Origin of the sequence: Arcobacter caeni, assembly GCF_003063245.1 — a bacterium.
Lineage (GTDB): Bacteria > Campylobacterota > Campylobacteria > Campylobacterales > Arcobacteraceae > Aliarcobacter > Aliarcobacter caeni.
In genome coordinates this window covers 197,222-215,460 of the sequence record NZ_MUXE01000003.1, presented here as the reverse complement: position 1 = coordinate 215,460, position 18,239 = coordinate 197,222, and the positions used below count along the sequence as shown (strand labels likewise).

Annotated in this window: 20 protein-coding genes; 16 read left to right on the top strand and 4 right to left on the bottom strand. The window is 27.4% G+C overall.

From position 1 onward, the window contains the following. Positions 1–135: 135 nt before the first annotated feature. The 15 genes from pstB (at position 136) to B0174_RS03465 (ending at position 13,761) form a co-directional block, all read left to right on the top strand. Positions 136–909 (top strand): phosphate ABC transporter ATP-binding protein PstB, encoded by a 774-nt coding sequence (gene pstB, locus B0174_RS03535; protein WP_108558272.1) that lies wholly within the window; start codon positions 136–138, stop codon positions 907–909. After that, positions 909–1,577, top strand: coding sequence for a phosphate signaling complex PhoU family protein (locus tag B0174_RS03530; RefSeq protein WP_108558271.1), 669 nt, complete (start codon positions 909–911; stop codon positions 1,575–1,577). The genes pstB and B0174_RS03530 overlap by 1 nt, the downstream gene beginning before the upstream one ends. Before the next feature lie 21 nt (positions 1,578–1,598). Continuing rightward, positions 1,599–2,048 carry a phosphate-starvation-inducible PsiE family protein gene (locus B0174_RS03525; RefSeq protein ID WP_108558270.1) on the top strand — a complete coding sequence of 150 codons (450 nt, stop codon included), beginning with the start codon at positions 1,599–1,601 and terminating at the stop codon, positions 2,046–2,048. Beyond that, on the top strand, positions 2,041–2,715 hold the full coding sequence (locus B0174_RS03520; protein WP_205663488.1) for a response regulator transcription factor: 675 nt from the start codon (positions 2,041–2,043) through the stop codon (positions 2,713–2,715). The genes B0174_RS03525 and B0174_RS03520 overlap by 8 nt, the downstream gene beginning before the upstream one ends. Next, positions 2,709–4,094, top strand: a complete 1,386-nt coding sequence (locus B0174_RS03515; protein ID WP_108558268.1) for a sensor histidine kinase — start codon at positions 2,709–2,711, stop codon at positions 4,092–4,094. The genes B0174_RS03520 and B0174_RS03515 overlap by 7 nt, the downstream gene beginning before the upstream one ends. Before the next feature lie 75 nt (positions 4,095–4,169). Then, positions 4,170–4,589 carry a 50S ribosomal protein L13 gene (gene rplM / locus B0174_RS03510; RefSeq protein ID WP_108558267.1) on the top strand — a complete coding sequence of 140 codons (420 nt, stop codon included), beginning with the start codon at positions 4,170–4,172 and terminating at the stop codon, positions 4,587–4,589. A 5-nt stretch (positions 4,590–4,594) separates the two neighbouring features. Further along, entirely contained in the window at positions 4,595–4,984 is a 390-nt protein-coding gene (gene rpsI / locus B0174_RS03505) for a 30S ribosomal protein S9 (RefSeq protein WP_108558266.1), read from the top strand. Positions 4,985–5,088: 104 nt separating this feature from the next. Further along, the gene (locus B0174_RS03500) at positions 5,089–6,591 is read left to right on the top strand and encodes a peptide-binding protein (RefSeq protein WP_108558265.1); all 1,503 of its coding nucleotides are present in this window, start codon (positions 5,089–5,091) and stop codon (positions 6,589–6,591) included. Between the two features lie 26 nt (positions 6,592–6,617). Next, positions 6,618–7,271 carry an HAD family hydrolase gene (locus tag B0174_RS03495; protein WP_108558264.1) on the top strand — a complete coding sequence of 218 codons (654 nt, stop codon included), beginning with the start codon at positions 6,618–6,620 and terminating at the stop codon, positions 7,269–7,271. Between the two features lie 309 nt (positions 7,272–7,580). Continuing rightward, positions 7,581–8,144 (top strand): pyruvate flavodoxin oxidoreductase subunit gamma, encoded by a 564-nt coding sequence (locus tag B0174_RS03490; protein ID WP_108558263.1) that lies wholly within the window; start codon positions 7,581–7,583, stop codon positions 8,142–8,144. A gap of 10 nt (positions 8,145–8,154) precedes the next feature. Beyond that, positions 8,155–8,568, top strand: coding sequence for a 4Fe-4S dicluster-binding protein (locus B0174_RS03485; RefSeq protein WP_205663487.1), 414 nt, complete (start codon positions 8,155–8,157; stop codon positions 8,566–8,568). Further along, a complete protein-coding gene (locus B0174_RS03480; RefSeq protein ID WP_108558262.1) occupies positions 8,568–9,803 on the top strand; it encodes a 2-oxoacid:ferredoxin oxidoreductase subunit alpha in 1,236 nt (411 codons plus the stop codon). Before B0174_RS03485 ends, B0174_RS03480 begins: the two co-directional genes overlap by 1 nt. A gap of 2 nt (positions 9,804–9,805) precedes the next feature. Beyond that, on the top strand, positions 9,806–10,774 hold the full coding sequence (locus B0174_RS03475; RefSeq protein WP_108558261.1) for a thiamine pyrophosphate-dependent enzyme: 969 nt from the start codon (positions 9,806–9,808) through the stop codon (positions 10,772–10,774). 263 nt (positions 10,775–11,037) lie between these two features. Beyond that, positions 11,038–12,675, top strand: coding sequence for a phosphoglucomutase (alpha-D-glucose-1,6-bisphosphate-dependent) (pgm, locus tag B0174_RS03470; protein WP_108558260.1), 1,638 nt, complete (start codon positions 11,038–11,040; stop codon positions 12,673–12,675). 48 nt (positions 12,676–12,723) lie between these two features. Beyond that, positions 12,724–13,761, top strand: a complete 1,038-nt coding sequence (locus tag B0174_RS03465) for an AbrB family transcriptional regulator (RefSeq protein ID WP_228156405.1) — start codon at positions 12,724–12,726, stop codon at positions 13,759–13,761. Here the strand turns inward: B0174_RS03465 and B0174_RS03460 are convergent. Genes B0174_RS03460 through B0174_RS03445 form a run of 4 tightly spaced genes read right to left on the bottom strand, consistent with a single transcriptional unit; the run spans position 13,756 to position 17,087 of the window. Continuing rightward, positions 13,756–14,328: an ABC-type transport auxiliary lipoprotein family protein gene (locus B0174_RS03460; protein ID WP_108558259.1), complete on the bottom strand. Its 573-nt coding sequence runs from the start codon at positions 14,326–14,328 to the stop codon at positions 13,756–13,758. The two genes, B0174_RS03465 and B0174_RS03460, sit on opposite strands and share 6 nt — an antisense overlap. Position 14,329: 1 nt before the next feature. Further along, positions 14,330–15,232 (bottom strand): MlaD family protein, encoded by a 903-nt coding sequence (locus B0174_RS03455; RefSeq protein ID WP_108558258.1) that lies wholly within the window; start codon positions 15,230–15,232, stop codon positions 14,330–14,332. After that, the gene (locus B0174_RS03450) at positions 15,232–15,975 is read right to left on the bottom strand and encodes an ABC transporter ATP-binding protein (RefSeq protein WP_108558257.1); all 744 of its coding nucleotides are present in this window, start codon (positions 15,973–15,975) and stop codon (positions 15,232–15,234) included. The genes B0174_RS03455 and B0174_RS03450 overlap by 1 nt, the downstream gene beginning before the upstream one ends. Beyond that, the gene (locus B0174_RS03445; protein ID WP_108558256.1) at positions 15,975–17,087 is read right to left on the bottom strand and encodes an MlaE family ABC transporter permease; all 1,113 of its coding nucleotides are present in this window, start codon (positions 17,085–17,087) and stop codon (positions 15,975–15,977) included. The genes B0174_RS03450 and B0174_RS03445 overlap by 1 nt, the downstream gene beginning before the upstream one ends. A 188-nt stretch (positions 17,088–17,275) precedes the next feature. Here B0174_RS03445 and B0174_RS03440 point away from each other — a divergent pair, with 188 nt between their 5' ends. Beyond that, positions 17,276–18,235 carry an HlyD family efflux transporter periplasmic adaptor subunit gene (locus B0174_RS03440; protein ID WP_108558255.1) on the top strand — a complete coding sequence of 320 codons (960 nt, stop codon included), beginning with the start codon at positions 17,276–17,278 and terminating at the stop codon, positions 18,233–18,235. Positions 18,236–18,239 lie beyond the last annotated feature (4 nt).

Sequence of the window (18,239 nt, the reverse complement as noted above, 5' to 3'; positions counted from 1 at the left end):
AAATGTTGTTTTATCTAAAGTCATAAACTGTAAAAAATTAAAGATTTGAAGTTAGTACTTCAATCTTAAAAGAATATATAGTTTAGTTAAAAACTAGATTATTTATTCATATGAAAATTATACGAGGGAAAAGTAATGATAGAAAATGATAATAAAACAAAAATAGCCGTAAAAAATCTGAACTTATATTATGGAGTAAATCAAGCACTTTTTGATATTACTGCTAATTTATATGAAAATAAAATCACAGCACTAATTGGTCCATCTGGTTGTGGAAAATCTACATTTTTAAGATGTATAAATAGAATGAATGATTTAATTCCAATAGTAAAAATTGATGGTTCAATCGTAATTGATAATAAAAACATTTATGATAAAGATGTGGATGAAGTAAGTGTTAGAAAAAAAATCGGAATGGTATTTCAGCAACCAAATCCTTTTCCAAAATCAATTTATGACAATGTAGCTTACGCTCCACTAAAACATGGAATCGTAAGAAAAGGAAGAGATTGTGATGAGTTAGTTGAACTTTCTTTAATTAAATCTGGACTTTGGAATGAAGTAAAAGATAAATTACAACAACCAGGAACTTCACTTTCAGGAGGACAACAACAAAGATTATGTATTGCAAGAACTATTGCTATTAAACCACAAGTTATTTTAATGGACGAACCAACAAGCGCACTTGACCCAATTTCAACAGAAAAAATAGAAGCTTTAATGCTTGAATTAAAACAAGATTACACAATCATAACTGTTACGCATAATATGCAACAAGCGGCACGAGTTGCTGATTATACAGCATTTTTCCATTTAGGAAAATTAATAGAATATGATGAAACACAAACTATTTTTGTTAATCCACACAATAAAAAAACAGAAGATTATATTACAGGAAGGTTCGGATAATGTTAAGACCATACGAAATAAAATTACAAAATATAAAAGAAGAAATATCAAAAATTGGTATTGATGTTGTTAATTCACTAGAATTATCTTTAAGAGCTTTAGAAGATAAAAAAATCGATGATTTAAAAAATGTTGAAATAACTGAAAAAAAATTATTGTTAAGATCAAATGAGATTGATAATATCATTGTTACAACTTTGGCTTTATATTCACCAGAAGCAAAAGATTTAAGACAATTGGTTTCATATTTAAAAATCACAAATGAATTAGTAAGAACAGGTTCAAATGCTAAAGATTTTGCAAAAATGTTCAAAAAATCTTATTCAGATGATTTAAATACAAATATGATTTTAGAGTATGCTGTTCCACTATTAAGATCAGCACTTTTATCTCTTCAAACTTCTATTTCAATACTTGATGAAACAAATGCAAATCATATTGAAGAAAAATATCATAGAGTTATAGTTGAAGAGAGTAAAACTGATGATTTATATTTAATGATTGAAAAAAATATTTTAAAATTGATTTCAAAAAACCTTGATTTATCAAAAGAGTATTTTGATATATTAAGTGCTTTACGAAGACTTGAGAAAATTGCTGACCGTGCTGTTTCTATTGCTAATTTGTTGCATTTCGCTCAAGTTGGCGGTGACATGGTACAATCATGATATTTATGTTATAATTTTTCCATGAAAAAAGCTATAAATAAAATCGAAAACTACTTCAGCACAAACTTTGAAGTCCTTGCTGCAATGTTAATTTTAGTAATAATATTAATTTCTAGCATCGACTTTTACAAAGCAATTATTCTTATGTTAGAATTTATAGTTATCATGGAAGTTGTAAAAATGGTCTCTGATTTTATCAAAAAAGAGACTTTACGACTTAGATATGTTATTGACATTTTTGTCATATTTTTAATTCGTGATGTAATTATTTTAACTACAAATAAAAATAGAGATTACTTTGATATTACATTTTTATTATTTGTAATTTTCGTATTTTTTATATTTAGAATTCTTGCTATAAAATTCTCACCTGGTATTATAAAAATCTCAAAAGATACAGTAATTGAATACGAAGATGAAAGACCAAATAAAAAAGTTATAACAACAAAAGAGTCGAATTCTGATGAATAATAAATTAATTTTAATAGTAGAAGACGAAGAAGATATTTTAGAACTTCTTGAGTACACTCTTCAAAAAGAGGGTTATGAAACAATTGGTTTTCTAAAAATTGATAAAAATGTAAGAAAAGTTTTAAATGAAGAACAAATTGATTTAATTTTAATGGATAGAAATCTTCCTGGAATTGAGGGAACTTCCTTTATAAATGAAATAAAACAACAAGGATATACAAATCCCGTTATTTATGTAACTGCTAAAGATAAAGATGAAGATATTATTGATGGATTTGATAATCATGCAGATGATTATATTACTAAACCTTTTAATATAAAAGAGTTATGTGCCAGAATAAAAGCTGTTATAAAAAGAAGTTCAAAAGATGTAGATGTTCTAAAAGTAAAAGATATTATGTATAAATCTTCAAATAAAAAATTTTATATTGATAATGAGGAAATAGAATTAACGCATCTTGAACATGATTTATTACTTGAATTTATTAAAAATAAAGATATTTTACTTTCAAGAGAACACTTATTAAATAGTGTTTGGCAAGACTCTTTTGAAAAAAAAGAGAAAACTGTAAATGTTGCCATCAAAAGATTAAAAGCAAAAATAGACCCAAATGCAAAAAAAGAATATATTCGTTCAATTAGAGGCGAAGGTTATATTTTTTGTTAAAGATTCATCAACTTTTTCTTAGAACATACATTGCAATATTTTTAGTTATTCTTCTAACCTTAAGCATTATTACTTATTTTTGGTCGAAAAATATTTATATAAATCAAGTTGAAAAAAATCTACTTCAAAATATTGATACCTTATCTATTGTTTTTAAAAATGAAGACAATCTTGGAAATACCTCTGAAATAATCCATGAATTACATGAAAAACTAAAACTTAGAATCACAATTATTGATGAATTTGGAGTTGTAATTGCAGATAGTGATAAAGAGTTATCTTTAATCAAAAATCATTTACATAGAAAAGAGATAATTGAAGCCAAAAATAACATCATTGGAAAAGATACTAGAAAATCTGAAACTATTGATAAAGAGTTATTATATATTGCAAAAAAGATAACAATTTCAAATAAAATCTATTACATAAGAATGGCGGATTATATAAGTATTATCACAGATAATTTTATCAGTCTCACCTTTGGAATTTTTTTATTTATTACATTTTTTCTAATTATTGCTTTTTTAGCCACTTATTTTATTAGTATTAGAGTAAAAAAAGAGACGGATAATATTCTTCATTTTTTAACTTTATTAGCCCACAAAAAACCTTCTTTTATTTTAGATTCAAATTACACTTATGAATTTTATAAAATCTCAAAATTACTAAATAAAGTTGCAATTAAACTCTCAAAAAGAGAGAAACAAAAAGCAAAACAAAATGCGAAATTAAAACTTGCAAATAAACAAAAAGATGAAATAATATCTGCAATTTCCCATGAATTTAAAAATCCAATTGCAATTATTTCAGGTTATACTGAAACCATTTTAAACGATGAACAAATGCCACAACTTATGAAAACTAGATTTCTAAAAAAGATTTATTCAAATGCCAATAAAATGTCTCATATCGTTGATAAATTAAGATTAACGCTTAAACTTGAAGAAGGAAAACAAGAACTAATTTTAATACCTTGTTCTATGAAAAAATTAATTGAAACTTGTATTAGTGATTTAAAGGACAAATATAAAAATAGAGAAATTCTAATTCAAGGCGAAGATATAACTCTAAAAGTAGATGAAACATTGATTTCTATGGCAATTTCTAACTTAATAGAAAATGCTTTAAAATATTCAGAAGATGAAATAGTTGTAAATATTTCACAAAATTCTATTTGTATTATAGATAAAGGTATTGGAATTGAAGAAAAAGAGTTGGAAAAAATAAACCAAAAATTTTATAGAATTTCAAATAATGGATGGAATAACTCTCTTGGATTAGGACTTTTTATAGTACAATCAGTACTATCTTTACACAACTTCACCCTAAAAATAGACTCTGAATTTAAAAATGGTTCACAATTTTCAATAAATTATTAATATACACTTAATTTAAGTATAAATTAATAATTACTACACTATTATTGCACCTCATTAAAAAAGCGGAGAAAATAAATGAAATTTACTCAAATGGCACATGCTAACGAAATCGAAAGAAATTGGATAGTAGTTGATGCAACTGATAAAATATTCGGAAGAATTATTACAGAAGTTGCTACTATCTTAAGAGGGAAAAACAAACCTTGTTTTACACCAAATGTAGACTGCGGAGATTTTGTTGTTATTATAAATGCATCAAAAGCAAGATTTTCTGGTAAAAAATTAGAAAGTAAAAATTACTTTACACACTCAGGTTATTTTGGTAGTACAAAAACTCACAAAATGTCTGAAATGTTTGAAAAAAATCCAGAAAAATTATACAAACTAGCTGCTAGAGGTATGCTTCCAAAAACAACTCTTGGAAAAGGTATGTTAAAAAAATTAAAAGTATATGCAGGAAGTGAACATCCTCATACTGCGCAAATTAAAGGATAAGAGTAATGGCAAAAGTATATGCAACTGGAAGAAGAAAAACAGCTGTAGCAAAAGTATGGCTAGAAAATGGTAATGGTCAATTAACAATCAATGGTCAAACTCTTGACGCTTGGTTAGGTGGACATGAATCAATCAAAAAAAGAGTTACGCAACCATTAAATGTTGCTAAACAAGAAACTTCTGTAAACATTATTGTAAAAACTCTTGGTGGTGGTTATTCAGCTCAAGCTGATGCTGCTAGACATGGGATTTCAAGAGCATTAGTTGCTTTTGATGAGCAATTTAGAGCTATCTTAAAACCTTATGGTTTATTAACTAGAGATTCAAGATCAGTTGAAAGAAAAAAATTCGGAAAGAAAAAAGCAAGAAAATCTTCTCAATTCTCAAAAAGATAATTTTTGGAATTCAAAAGAGAAATGCTTTTCTTTTTATCAAAAGGAGCGACGAAAGTTGCTCCTTTTTTTATGCATTATTATATAAAAAGACTATACAATACCCTATGAAATTATTAACCTTTTACCTACTAATCTTCGCTTATTTAAGCGCAAGTACTTTAAACTTATCAATGTCTTCAAGTCCTAGCAGACTAAATCCAATATTAGCAAATGATTCTGCAAGTAGTGAAATATCTGATTGGCTTTTTAATGGTTTATTTAAATATGACAAAAATGGAAATCCTACTGTTGATTTAGCAAAATCATATAAATTTGAAACTCCTACAAAATTAATTGTTAAATTAAAAGAAGATGTACTTTGGCATGATAAAGAAAAATTCACAGCTAAAGATGTGATTTTTACTTATGAAAAAATAATCGATCCAAAAGTATTTAATTCTATTAAATCAAATTTTCAAGAAGTTCAAAGTGTAAAAGCTTTGGACGATTATACAATTGAGGTTATATACAAACAACCCTACTTTAAAGCTTTAGAGACTTGGATGGTTGGAATTCTTCCTTATCATCTTTTAAAAGATGAAAAAGATTTAATGACAAGTTCATTTAATAAAAATCCAATAGGAACAGGTTCATATAAATTAAAAGAGTTTAAACAAGGTCAAGATATTGAACTTATCGCAAATGATAAATATTTTGAGGGAAAACCAAAAATTGATAAGATTTTATATAAATTTCTTCCAGATCCAAATACTTCTTTTTTATATTTAAAACAAAAGAAATTAGATCTTGGTGGATTAGATCCTATTCAAGTTGATAGGCAACTTGATGATAATTTTAAACACAATTATACGATAATGCAAAAACCAAGTTTTAGTTTTTCTTATTTAGGCTTTAATTTAAAAAATGAAAAGTTTAAAGATATTAGAATCAGACAAGCTTTATCTTTAGCAATTAATAGACAAGAGTTAGTTGACATTTTATTTTTTGGTTATGGAAAAGTTTGTAATGGTCCATTTTTACCAAATTCTTTTGCCTATAATGAAGAAATAAAAACTATAACTCAAGATATTACTAAAGCAAAAGAACTTTTAAAAGAAGCAGGTTACGATGAAAATCATCCTTTTTCTTTTGAAGTGGTGACAAATACTGGAAATGATATACGAATAAATGCAGCTTTAATTTTGCAATACCAACTACAAAAAGCTGGAATTAAAATGAATATTAGAGTTATGGAGTGGCAAGCATTTTTAAATACAGTTGTTCATCCAAGAAATTTTGAGGCGGTACTTCTTGGTTGGTCAATGGCGTTAATGCCTGATGCTTCTCCTATTTGGCACAGCTCAAGTAGTAAATTAGGTGGATTTAATTTTGTTTCTTATGCAAACCCTGAAGTAGATAATTTAATTGAAAAAGGCAATAACACTGTAAATAGAGAGGAATTAGGAAAAATTTATAAAGATATATTTAAAATTATAAGTGATGATTTACCATATTTATTTCTATATATTCCTGATTCAGTCTCTGCTATAAATAAAAATATAAAAAATATCGAACCATCTTTTGTAGGAATAATGCATAACCAAAAAGATTGGGAAATACAAGAATAAATATAATATTGAAGGACAATTAAAATATGGATAAAAATAAAATAATACTTTTTGATTTAGATGGAACATTAATAGACTCAACAGATGCAATAGTTTCGACATTTTATCACTCTTTTGAAGAACTAAATTTTGATTTTAAAGGTGATGATGAAACTATTAAATCATTAATTGGTTATCCTCTTGATATTATGTACAAAGAATTAGGAGTTGAAGAATCAAAAGTTTGGGATTTTGTTGATGCTTATAAAAATAGATATAAAATCATTTCAAAAGAGCAAACTACACTTTTAAAAGATGCTTATGAAGCTCTTTATGAAGCTTCTTTATTTGCAAGAGTAAGTGTTGTTACTACAAAAACAAGAATGTATACAATGCCTTTATTAGAGCATTTTGATATTGCACAATTTTTCGAAATAGTAACAGGAAGAGAAAATGTTCAAAATCCTAAACCACATCCTGAACCCATTTTAATTACACTTGAACAAATGAATTATGATAAAAATAAACATACTGTTTGGATGATTGGAGATACTAAATTAGATTTAATTGCAGCAAATGAAGCAAATATAAATTCAATTGGTGTTTTATGTGGATATGGACAAGAAGAAGAGTTACTAAAATACACAAATATTATAAAACCTAATGCATTTAGTGCAATAAGTTACATTAAAAGCCTCTAATATTATTAATAATAGCTTAATATTATAAATTAATTCAGATTTAATATTAAAATACAAGTTTTAAGTTCTATAATAATTTTATAATTGTATTATTCTATAATAATACAAAATATATCGATAGAATAGTACTTTATTTGATATGAATAATTTATAGAATTAATTTTTCTTTTAAAAAAACTTAATTTTACTATCATTATATAATAGTAGAATCAATAAATAAAAGTTTATTTAAGCTAAAATTATTTATAATACTAAAGACTAATTGAATTTTTTAAGTTAGATTTAATATTAATAATAAGGAGAGCCTCTATGTTAGAAATTAGATGGCATAGCCGTGCAGGACAAGGTGCCGTTACAGGTGCAAAAGGTCTTGGTTCTGTTGTTGCTGAAACGGGTAAACAAGTTCAAGCTTTTGCTTTTTATGGTTCAGCTAAAAGAGGTGCGTCTATGACGGCTTATAATAGAATTGATGATGAACCAATTTTAAACCATGAAAAATATATGCAACCTGATTTTGTATTTATACTAGATCCAGGTCTAGCTATTACAGATAATATCACTGCAAATGGTAAAGATACAACAAAATATATAATAACTACACACTTACAGAAAAAAGAATTGATTTCTTTAGTTCCAACTTTACAAGGAATTGAAGATAGAGTATTCGTACTTGACTGTTTTCAAATTGCAAGAGATACTATAGGAAAAGCTATTCCAAATACTCCAATGCTTGGTGCATTTATGAAAGTAAGCGGAATGTTTGAACTTGATTACTTCAAAGAGAAAATGAAAGGTGTACTTAAAAAGTTACCTCAAAATGTTATTGACGCAAATATGATTGCAATCCAACGAGCTTACGATGAAGTTCATTAAAGGATAAAAGATGAGTAAACCAATAAGTGAAATGGGATGGGATGAATTAGTACCTGGTGCTGCTTTATTCACATTTAACGGAGATATAAATTATAATATAGCAGATATTCAACCTGAAGATAGAATGTATTCAGAGACAAGTTCAAAAAGTATGAGTGTTGGAGACTGGAGAGTTATTAAACCAGTTTGGAATTCAGAAACATGTATTGACTGTCAAAATTGTTGGATATTCTGTCCAGATACATCTATTATTGCTAGAAATAAAGAGATGAAAGGTATTGATTACGAACACTGTAAAGGTTGTGGATTATGTGTAAGCGTTTGTCCTACAAATCCAAAATCACTTTTAATGTTTAATGAATATGAAACAGTTGAAGATGCACTTGGTAAATGGCCTGAGAAAAAGAAAAAAGGTGAAGAATAATGAATAAGAGAATTATGGAATTAAAAGGGGTAGAAGTTTGGGATGGAAACATGGCAAACTCTCAGGCTTTAAGACAAGCTGATGTTGATGTTGTTGCTGCTTATCCTATTACACCCTCAACTGCTACAGTTGAAAATTATGCAATGTTTCATGCAAATGGATATATTGATGGTGAAGTAATGATGACTGAATCTGAACACGCAGCAATGTCTGCATGTATAGGTGCAGGTGCAGCTGGTGGAAGAGTGGCAACAGCAACTTCTTCACAAGGTTTAGCACTTATGATTGAAACTTTATACCAAGCATCTGGAATGAGAATTCCTGTTGTGTTATGTTTAGTAAATAGAGCTTTAGCTGCACCTTTAAATGTAAATGGTGACCACTCAGATTTATATTTAACAAGAGATTCTGGTTGGATTTCAATTGATGCATTTTCACCTCAAGAAGCTTATGATATGACTTTAATGTCATTTAAAATTTCTGAGCATCCAGAAGTTAGACTTCCAGTTATTTCTAATCAAGATGGATTTATGACTTCACATACAGCTCAAAATGTTACGCCATTAAAAGATGATGTTGCTTGTAAATTTGTAGGTGATTACTTACAAGTAAATGCTTTATTAAACTTTGATAAACCTGTAACTCATGGTGTTCAAACAGAGCAAGATTGGCATTTTGAACATAAAGCAAAACAACATGCTGCATTAATGAGTTCTAAAAAAGTAATCTTAGAAACATTTGCGCAGTTTAAAGAATTAACAGGAAGAGAATATAAACTTGTTGAATCTTATAATTTAGAAAATGCAGATGTTGCAATTGTATGTTTAGGTTCAACTTTTGAAACTGCAATGCTAGCAATTAATCAATTAAAAGCTGAAGGAATTAATGCAGCGGTTGTAGCACCAAGAGTATTTAGACCTTTCCCACTTGAAGAAGTTGCAGTTGCATTACAAAATGTAAAAGCAATCGCTTGTATGGATAGATCTGCACCTGGTGGAACGGTTGGAACTTTATTTAATGAAGTTTCAGGAGCATTAATCAATACAAAAGCTCGACCATTAGTTTCTAATTTAATTTATGGATTAGGTGGAAGAGATATGACTGTTGCTGGTTTAAAAGATATATTTAGAACTTTAGATAAAGAAGCAAAAGAAGGTAAGTTATCTGGAAAAATCCAAAGATTTATTGGAGTAAGAGGTCCAGAACTTAGCTTTTATGAAACGCAAGGAATATAAAAATGAGTACACTTGTTAATACACAAAAAGAGATTAAAAATTTAAAATCATTCTCAACAGCAGCTGAAAGATTTGAGGGTTCACATCTTTTATGTCCAGGTTGCGCGCACTCTATTATTGTAAGAGAAGTTTTAAATGCTACAAATGATAACTTAGTGGTTTCTGCATCTACAGGATGTTTAGAGGTTTGTACAGCTATTTATCCTCATACTTCATGGGATTGTTCATGGATTCATATTGGATTTGAAAACTCATCAACTGCAATGGCAGGAGTTGAGACAATGAACAAAGCTTTAAGAAATAAAGGAAGAATTAGTGCAGATACTCCTCAACCAAAATTTGTAACATTTGGTGGAGATGGTTCTACTTATGATATTGGATTCCAATGGATTTCTGGATGTTTTGAAAGAGGTCATGACTTTATGTATGTTTGTTTAGACAATGAAGTTTACGCAAATACAGGAGGTCAAAGATCTTCATCTACACCAATTGGTTCAAGTACAACAACAGCACCAGCTGGATCTCACTCTTATGGTGAGAAAAGACAAAAGAAAGATATCGTTTCAATTATGGCAGCTCATGGTGCACCTTATGTTGCACAAGTTGCTCCTAATAAATGGAAAGATATGGTTAAAAAAATCCAAAGAGGTTTTGATACACACGGACCTGTATTTATAAATGCAATGAGTGCTTGTACAACTGAGTGGAAATTTGCTCCAAATCAAACTATCGAAGTTTCTGATTTAGCAGTTGATTCACTTGTTTTCCCATTATATGAAATCATTGATGGAAGAGAATTAAACATCACTTATAGACCAAAAAATATCATTCCTGTTAGGGATTATTTAGGTGCACAACCAAGATTTAAACACTTATTTAAACCTGAATATGAATATTTAATTGATGAGTGGCAAAAAAGAATAGACGAAAGATGGGTATTCTTACAAAAAAGAGAAGAAATTAGAATGTAATTTCTTCTTTTGTAAGAAAATAAAAACTTTTTTAAATCTAACTCATAAATTCTAACAATTTTTTTCAATTCCCATTTCATATTTTGTTTTCTTATTGAAATGGGAATTTTCTTTTTCCCTTTACTCTAAAATAAATGTTTCAATTTATTTAAATAATTCTTCAAATAATGCTAAATCTTTTATTTAGAAATCATATAAAAGGGCAATTTCGATAAAATAATCATTCTTTTTATAAAAACAATTAAAATAGCAAAGGATAAAACTTGATAAATAATTTAGCAGGTAAAAAAGCACCTAAAGAAATACTAGAAAATATTGAAAAACTAATTGAAGCTTATTATATTAATAAGCCTGATATAAATGTTCAAAGTCAAAAAGTTAGTTTTGGAACATCTGGACATAGAGGAAGTTCTACAAAATCAAGTTTTAATGAAGAGCATATTTTAGCAATCACTCAAGCGCTTTGTGAATATAGAAAAAATGCAGCAATAAATGGTATTATGCATATAGGAATTGATACTCATGCTTTATCAACACCTGCTCAAATAACAGCTTTACAAGTTTTTTTAGCAAATGAAGTTCAATGTAAAATTGCACCAAAAAACACATATACTCCAACTCCTGTTATGTCTTTTACAATAATTGAATCAAATAAGAATTCAAAAGATTTAAATGATGGTGTAATTATAACTCCATCACATAATCCTCCATGTGATGGTGGATTTAAATACAATACTCCAAATGGAGGACCATCTGATACTGATGTTACATCTGTTATAGAAAAAAGAGCAAATGAAATATTAAAAGATGGTCTAAAAGATGTTAAATTCATCGCAAAAGAAAAAATATATGAATCTAAATTTTTAGAAATTGCTGATTTTATAACGCCTTATGTAAAAGCTTTAGACACTATTATTGATATGGATCTTATCAAAAATGCAAATCTAAATATTGGTGTAGATCCACTTGGAGGTTCTGGTTTAGAAGTTTATAAAAAAATAAATGAAATATATGGTCTTAACCTTGATATTGTAAATGAAGTTATTGACCCTACTTTTTCTTTTATGTCGTGTGACCATGATGGAAAAATAAGAATGGATTGTTCTTCACCGTATGCTATGGCTTCACTTATACAATTAGCCAATAAATATGATATTGCATTTGCTAATGATCCAGATTTTGATAGACATGGAATTGTAACAAAAAGTGTAGGACTTATGAATCCAAATCATTATTTAACTGTTGCTATTTGGTATCTGTTTTCAAATAGAAAATCTTGGAAAAATGATTTAGGAGTTGGTAAAACTTTAGTTTCAAGTTCAATGATTGATAAAGTTGTTAAATCTTTAGATAAAAAACTTTATGAAGTACCTGTTGGATTTAAATGGTTTGTTGAGGGTTTATTTGATGGAAGTTTAGCATTTGGTGGAGAGGAAAGCGCTGGTGCATCATTTTTAAGAAAAGATGGAAGTGTTTGGTCAACTGATAAAGATGGAATTATTTTAAATCTTTTAGCGGCTGAAATTACTGCAAAACTAAAAAAAGACCCAGGTGTTATTTATCAAGAATTTGAAAAAGAGTTTGGTAAAGCTTATTATAAAAGAGTTGATGCGGTTGCAAATTATGAACAAAAAGCAAAACTAAAAAACCTTAGCGTAAAAGATATTACATCTAAAACTTTAGCAGGTGAAGAAATAGAAAATATCTATACAAATGCAAGTGGAAACAACGCAAGTATTGGTGGTTTAAAAGTTACAACAAAAAGTGGTTGGTTTGCAGCACGACCTTCTGGAACTGAAGATATTTATAAAATTTATGCAGAAAGTTTTATAGACGAAGAGCATTTAGAACTACTTATAAAAGAGGCTCAAGATTTAGTTACAAAAAGTATAGAAGCTTAAAGCTATACTTTTTTAACTAATTGAAAAAACAACTAAACTAGGAAATCTATGATAAACATGCAACAATTATCTCAAATGTTACTTGCACTTTTCATAGGTCTTTTTGGTTCTATTTTATTCATATTTTTACATCTTCCTCTTCCTTGGCTTTTAGGAGCTATTTTTACAACTTCCATTGCTATGAGATTTGAAAATCTTCCTATTTTAAATCCAAAAATATTTTCAGCACCTGCTAGAATTTTTATAGGGTTAATCATTGGAAGTGCTTTTACACCGCAAATTTTAGAGTTTTTACATATTTATATATTTAGTATTTTATTGATTATCCCTTATTCAATTATCGTTACATTTGCAGGAATGTATTATTATGTAAAAGTTCTAAAGTTTGATAGAAAAACTGCTTTTTTTAGTTCAACTCCAGGTGGAGTTGTAGAAATGGTAATCTTAGGAGAAGAACAAAAAGCTGATACTTCAAAAATCACTTTGGTTCAATCTTCAAGACTTTTATTTGTAGTTTTAACTTTGCCTTTTATTATTCAATATGTTTTTCATTTAGATATAAGTGGTAACCAACTAATCACAAAATCTATAAAAGACACAAATTTATTAGAGTTTTTTTATTTGGTTGTTATTGGAGTTTTTGGAGCATTATTAGCTAAAAAACTACGAATTTCCGCTGCATTTTTGATTGGTCCAATGATTTTAAGTATTATTGTTCACAGTAGTGGTTTTATTCATACTTTAATTCCCGATGAATTAATCAAATTTGTTCAAGTAATTTTTGGAACAATTATAGGTTTTACTTTTAGAGGTATTAAGTTAAAAACAATTATAAAAACACTTGTGGGAACTTTTGGGCACTTTATTATTATCGCTTTTATTTCTAGTATTTTTGTTTTTATTGCTTACTATTTTTTTGGTTTTCCAATAGTTTCAATTCTTTTGGCTTTTAGTCCAGGTGGTCAAACAGAGATGAATCTTATAGCTTTACTTGTAGGTGCAAATGTGCCATATATTACGATTCATCATATTATGAGACTTTTTATTGTTATGAATTTAGCTCCAATTATTGCCAAAAAATTATAATTTACTTATCTCTTTTAACAACTCTTGTATTATCTCATCAAATGTTTTATTTAAACTATTTACAAACTCATAAGGATTGTTTTTGCTTACTAAAACTTTTCTATCATAAGTAAAAGTTTTTACAAGTTCTTTATCTTTTAATAAATCAAATTTTACTTTTAAGATTACATAAGATTTATCGCCATTTATTTCATGATAGATTTTTATTACATTTGTTTTTAAAAGATAATCATATTTTATTTTTGTATCTTCTTGTAAAACTAAAGAAAAGATATTACTACTTTGTAAAGTTTCCAATAAAGAGTTTTGAATCATATTGCTTGGAAGATTTATCCATTTATTTTTTGCGTATTCTTCAAATGAATATGGTTTTGTACTATAAAAAATAGCTCTTGAATTAAAACTTTTATTTACAAAAGGTTCTTCAATTAAAATTGATTTTCCAATATTTTTATAACTACTATTTTTTGGATTAAAATCAATAGAATAACTATTTATATCAACTTCTTGTTTTAGCGAACATCCTGATATTAAAACTACTAGTAACAGATAAAAAAGATTTTTCATATTATTCTCCTGGTCCATTTTTTATATTTTTTTGTTTAAATAAAATATCACTTGGGCTTTGATTTAAATTATCTATCAAAGTTTGAGTTTGTAAAAGTGTTGAATCTAGGTTATTTAAAACACTATTTAGTTTATCAAAACTCTCTTTTGACATATCATTTATATCAAAACTTCCTTTTTTAATTTCCACTAATATTTGATTTGTTAAGTCTTTAAAACTATTTGCTGATTTATCTATGCTTTCAAAAGATTTATTTCCATTTTTTGTCAGAATTGAAATATTTTTTAGAAGTTCATCAATTTTCTTTTCATTATTTACAAGATAAGAGCTAAATTGTTCTATGTTACTCATACTATTTTGTGTTTTATCTAATATTTGCGAAATAGTTTTTATATTTTCATCTGCCAAAAGTTTTTTCATTTGAGCTAAAACTTGCGTTAATTGATTTGTTAAATCTGTTGTAGAATCAACCAAAGTTGATAAATCAGATTGTTTTGAGCTTATTATTCTAAAGCCATTTTGGTCTTGGTGTAAAAGTTTTGAATCATTACTTCCACCTTTTAACTCAATATATTTAAGTCCAGTAATCCCTACATTTCCTAAAACTGCATAATTATCTTCTTTTATAGGAGTACCTTTTATAATAAGAATATTTATTTGTATCTCTTCTGAATTAAGTGGATTTATTTTTATTTCTTGAACATTTCCAACTTCAAAACCTTTATATTTTATTGAAGAACCAATGTTTAATCCAGAAACTGATTCTCTAAAATAGATTGAGTATTCATCAAATTTTTTCTTTTCAAAACCAAATTTTCCCAACCAAAAAACTATAACCAAAAGTGAAATCACTAGGGCTATTACAAATAATCCTATTTTTAAAAAATTTATTTTAGTATCCATTATTTACCTTTATTTGTTAAGAAATCTCTTATAAATTCATCATTAGAATTTAATGCTTCAGTTATATTTCCATCAAAGATTATCTTTTGTTTTAATATTATAAATCTATCCAAAACTGTTTTTATAGTCTCTAAATCATGGGTTATTACGATTATTGTGATATTCAACATACTTTTTAAATAAAGCAATAATTCATTTATTTTTTGAGTACTTGATGGATCCAATCCACTTGTTGGTTCATCCAAAAATAAAACCTTTGGCTGCATTGCAAGACTTCTTGCAAGGGCAACTCTTTTTACCATTCCACCACTTAACTGAGAGGGATATAATAATGCGCAACTTTTTGGAAGCCCTACAATTTCTAGATTTGTATATGCGATTTTTTCTATTAAATCAGATGGTAAATCTGTATATTCTTTTAACATTACACTTATATTTTCAATAACATTCAAAAAAGAGTACAAAGCTCCAAACTGAAATAAATAAGAAAATTGCTGTTTTAAATCTTGAATATCTTTTAGATTTACATTTGAAACATCTTTTCCTAAAAGCTCAATATTTCCCTTTTGAATTTTGTCCAACATAACTATTTGTTTTACTAAAACACTTTTTCCAGAACCACTTCCACCTAATACTCCAAAAATTTCACCTTCATTTACACTAAATGAAATATCTTTATGTACTATGTTTTCACCAAAAATTGTAGATAGATTATTTACTTTTATTATTTTTACGGCTTCCATTATATTCCAATTTCCGTTAGAATCACTGAGAAAATCGCGTTTAAAGCAATCACTACAAAAATAGCATTGACAACACTCATAGTTGTATATTTTCCTATACTTGTAGTATTATTTTGAACTTGAAATCCTCTATAACATCCAATAAGTGCAATAGCAACTCCAAAAAATACAGATTTAAAAACACCAATTAAAAGATGTTTTAGTGGAACTTCTTCTCCCATTCGATTTATAAACTCTGTAAATGTCACATCTAAATCTGCATAAGCTATTACCATTCCCCCAAATACTCCTAACATATCAGCAAAAAATACCAATAAAGGCAAGGAAATAACCAAAGCAAAAATTCGTGGCAAAATCAAAAACATTGTTGGCTCAAAATCCATAGTTCGCATAGCATCTATTTCATCTGTTATTTTCATGGCTCCAATTTCAGCAGTATAAGAACTAGCACTTCGTCCAGCGATTACAATAGCAGTTACCAAAGGAGCTATTTCACGAAACATCGTAATACAAATCATCTCAACTATAAAAATATTTGCCCCAAATTTTTCAAGCTGAACCGCACCTTGATACGCAATTACTACACCCACCAAAAAAGAGGTAACTCCCACAATAAGCAGTGCATTTAAAGCAGAAGTATCAATGTATTTCAACATTGCATTTAGTCGCATTTTACTTGGATTAAAAAGAGAATAAATAAAATAATAAAAAACTTTCCCTAGGAAATTCATAAAATCTACACTTGAAAGATAAATCTCATAAGTTTTTTTACCAATATTTTCTATTAGATTTTTTTCTTTTTTTAAAACTTCGTTTTTATCTTGATAATGTTTTTCATAAAATTTATACATTTTTTCAAAAGAGTTTAGATTTTTTATAGTGATATTTTCTTCAGAAAAAGTTCTAATAAAAGAGATAAAATAGATAATTCCTGCACTATCACACTCTTTTAGGTTCTCGAAGTTTACGATAAGTTTTGAGTTCTTTTTTATATCTAATTTATTTAAGGCTTGAATATTTTTATTTAAAGTTTTTTTATTCCATACATTTATTAATAAAAGTTCAAAAGTATTATTATCTATTTTTTTTAATTCAAAACTATAATCTTCCATAAAACTATTTAGCTCCTTAATAATTGTTGATAATTAATATTATCCCTTGATTTTAACATATTGTTTAGCCAAAGAAGATTAAAAAATAACAAAAAACTATTTTGAATTAGGACAAATATTGTTGCGTTATTACAGATTTATTTTTATTGTACTATACTATTCTCATATATCCTATATAAAGGAACTTTGTGAAAAAGTTACTGCTATTTTTACCTATTTGTCTAATCTATTTTACTGGTTGTTTTCAAGAGAAAAAAGAGACTAAATTTTATGGAAATGTTGATGTTAGAACCGTATCTTTAGCTTTTAGAGTTTCGGGAAGAGTTGAGACTTTAAACTTTGATGAGGGTCAAAAACTAAAAAAAGGTGACATAATTGCCACTCTTGAAAACTCTATTTTCAAAGAAAATCTAAACCAAATAAATGCTCAAATTAAACTTCAAGAAATACAAATTGCAAAACTTGAAAAAGGTTACCGTATTGAAGAGATAGAAAAAGCAAAAGCAAAATTAAATGAAGTAAAAAGCAATCTTGATAAAACAAATAAAGATTTCAAACGAGCAGAAGAACTATCAAAAACAAAATCAATATCTGTGCAAACTTATGATGACGCAAAAGCCATATCTTTAAATTTACAAGCTCAATATGAATATGCAAAAAGCTCTTTAGAACAACTTCAAAATGGTTATGAAAAAGAGGATATTTTAAGTGCAAAGGCTACTCTTGAATCTTTAAAAGCACAAAGAAATATTTTACAAATAAATTATAATGATACGGTTTTATATTCTCCTGTTGATGGAACAATCATCACAAAAGTTTTTGAAATTGGCTCAATCGTAAATACTCCTCAAACCATTGTTGAAATTGCAAAAAGTGATGATTATTGGGTACGAAGTTATTTAAGTGAAAAATATCTGGGTATTGTAAAAGAGGGAATGAAAGCAATAATCAAAACAGATAGCAATAAAACCTATGAGGGAGTTGTGAGTTTTGTTTCACCACTTGCAGAATTTACTCCAAAAACTGTACAAACAGAGGATTTGAGAACTGATTTGGTTTATAGATTTAGAATCATTGTAAATAATGTTGATGATAATCTAAAACAAGGAATGCCAGTAACCATCTCTTTTCCTGAAATAAATCTATAACTAT

Bases quoted from the DNA above. Each gene is read 5' to 3' on its own strand.
- pstB (WP_108558272.1), top strand. From the start codon at position 136: ATGATAGAAAATGATAATAAAACAAAAATAGCCGTAAAAAATCTGAAC.
- B0174_RS03530 (WP_108558271.1), top strand. From the start codon at position 909: ATGTTAAGACCATACGAAATAAAATTACAAAATATAAAAGAAGAAATA.
- B0174_RS03525 (WP_108558270.1), top strand. From the start codon at position 1,599: ATGAAAAAAGCTATAAATAAAATCGAAAACTACTTCAGCACAAACTTT.
- B0174_RS03520 (WP_205663488.1), top strand. From the start codon at position 2,041: ATGAATAATAAATTAATTTTAATAGTAGAAGACGAAGAAGATATTTTA.
- rplM (WP_108558267.1), top strand. From the start codon at position 4,170: ATGAAATTTACTCAAATGGCACATGCTAACGAAATCGAAAGAAATTGG.
- rpsI (WP_108558266.1), top strand. From the start codon at position 4,595: ATGGCAAAAGTATATGCAACTGGAAGAAGAAAAACAGCTGTAGCAAAA.
- B0174_RS03500 (WP_108558265.1), top strand. From the start codon at position 5,089: ATGAAATTATTAACCTTTTACCTACTAATCTTCGCTTATTTAAGCGCA.
- B0174_RS03495 (WP_108558264.1), top strand. From the start codon at position 6,618: ATGGATAAAAATAAAATAATACTTTTTGATTTAGATGGAACATTAATA.
- B0174_RS03490 (WP_108558263.1), top strand. From the start codon at position 7,581: ATGTTAGAAATTAGATGGCATAGCCGTGCAGGACAAGGTGCCGTTACA.
- B0174_RS03485 (WP_205663487.1), top strand. From the start codon at position 8,155: ATGAGTAAACCAATAAGTGAAATGGGATGGGATGAATTAGTACCTGGT.
- B0174_RS03480 (WP_108558262.1), top strand. From the start codon at position 8,568: ATGAATAAGAGAATTATGGAATTAAAAGGGGTAGAAGTTTGGGATGGA.
- B0174_RS03475 (WP_108558261.1), top strand. From the start codon at position 9,806: ATGAGTACACTTGTTAATACACAAAAAGAGATTAAAAATTTAAAATCA.
- B0174_RS03465 (WP_228156405.1), top strand. From the start codon at position 12,724: ATGATAAACATGCAACAATTATCTCAAATGTTACTTGCACTTTTCATA.
- B0174_RS03460 (WP_108558259.1), bottom strand. From the start codon at position 14,328: ATGAAAAATCTTTTTTATCTGTTACTAGTAGTTTTAATATCAGGATGT.
- B0174_RS03455 (WP_108558258.1), bottom strand. From the start codon at position 15,232: ATGGATACTAAAATAAATTTTTTAAAAATAGGATTATTTGTAATAGCC.
- B0174_RS03450 (WP_108558257.1), bottom strand. From the start codon at position 15,975: ATGGAAGCCGTAAAAATAATAAAAGTAAATAATCTATCTACAATTTTT.
- B0174_RS03445 (WP_108558256.1), bottom strand. From the start codon at position 17,087: ATGGAAGATTATAGTTTTGAATTAAAAAAAATAGATAATAATACTTTT.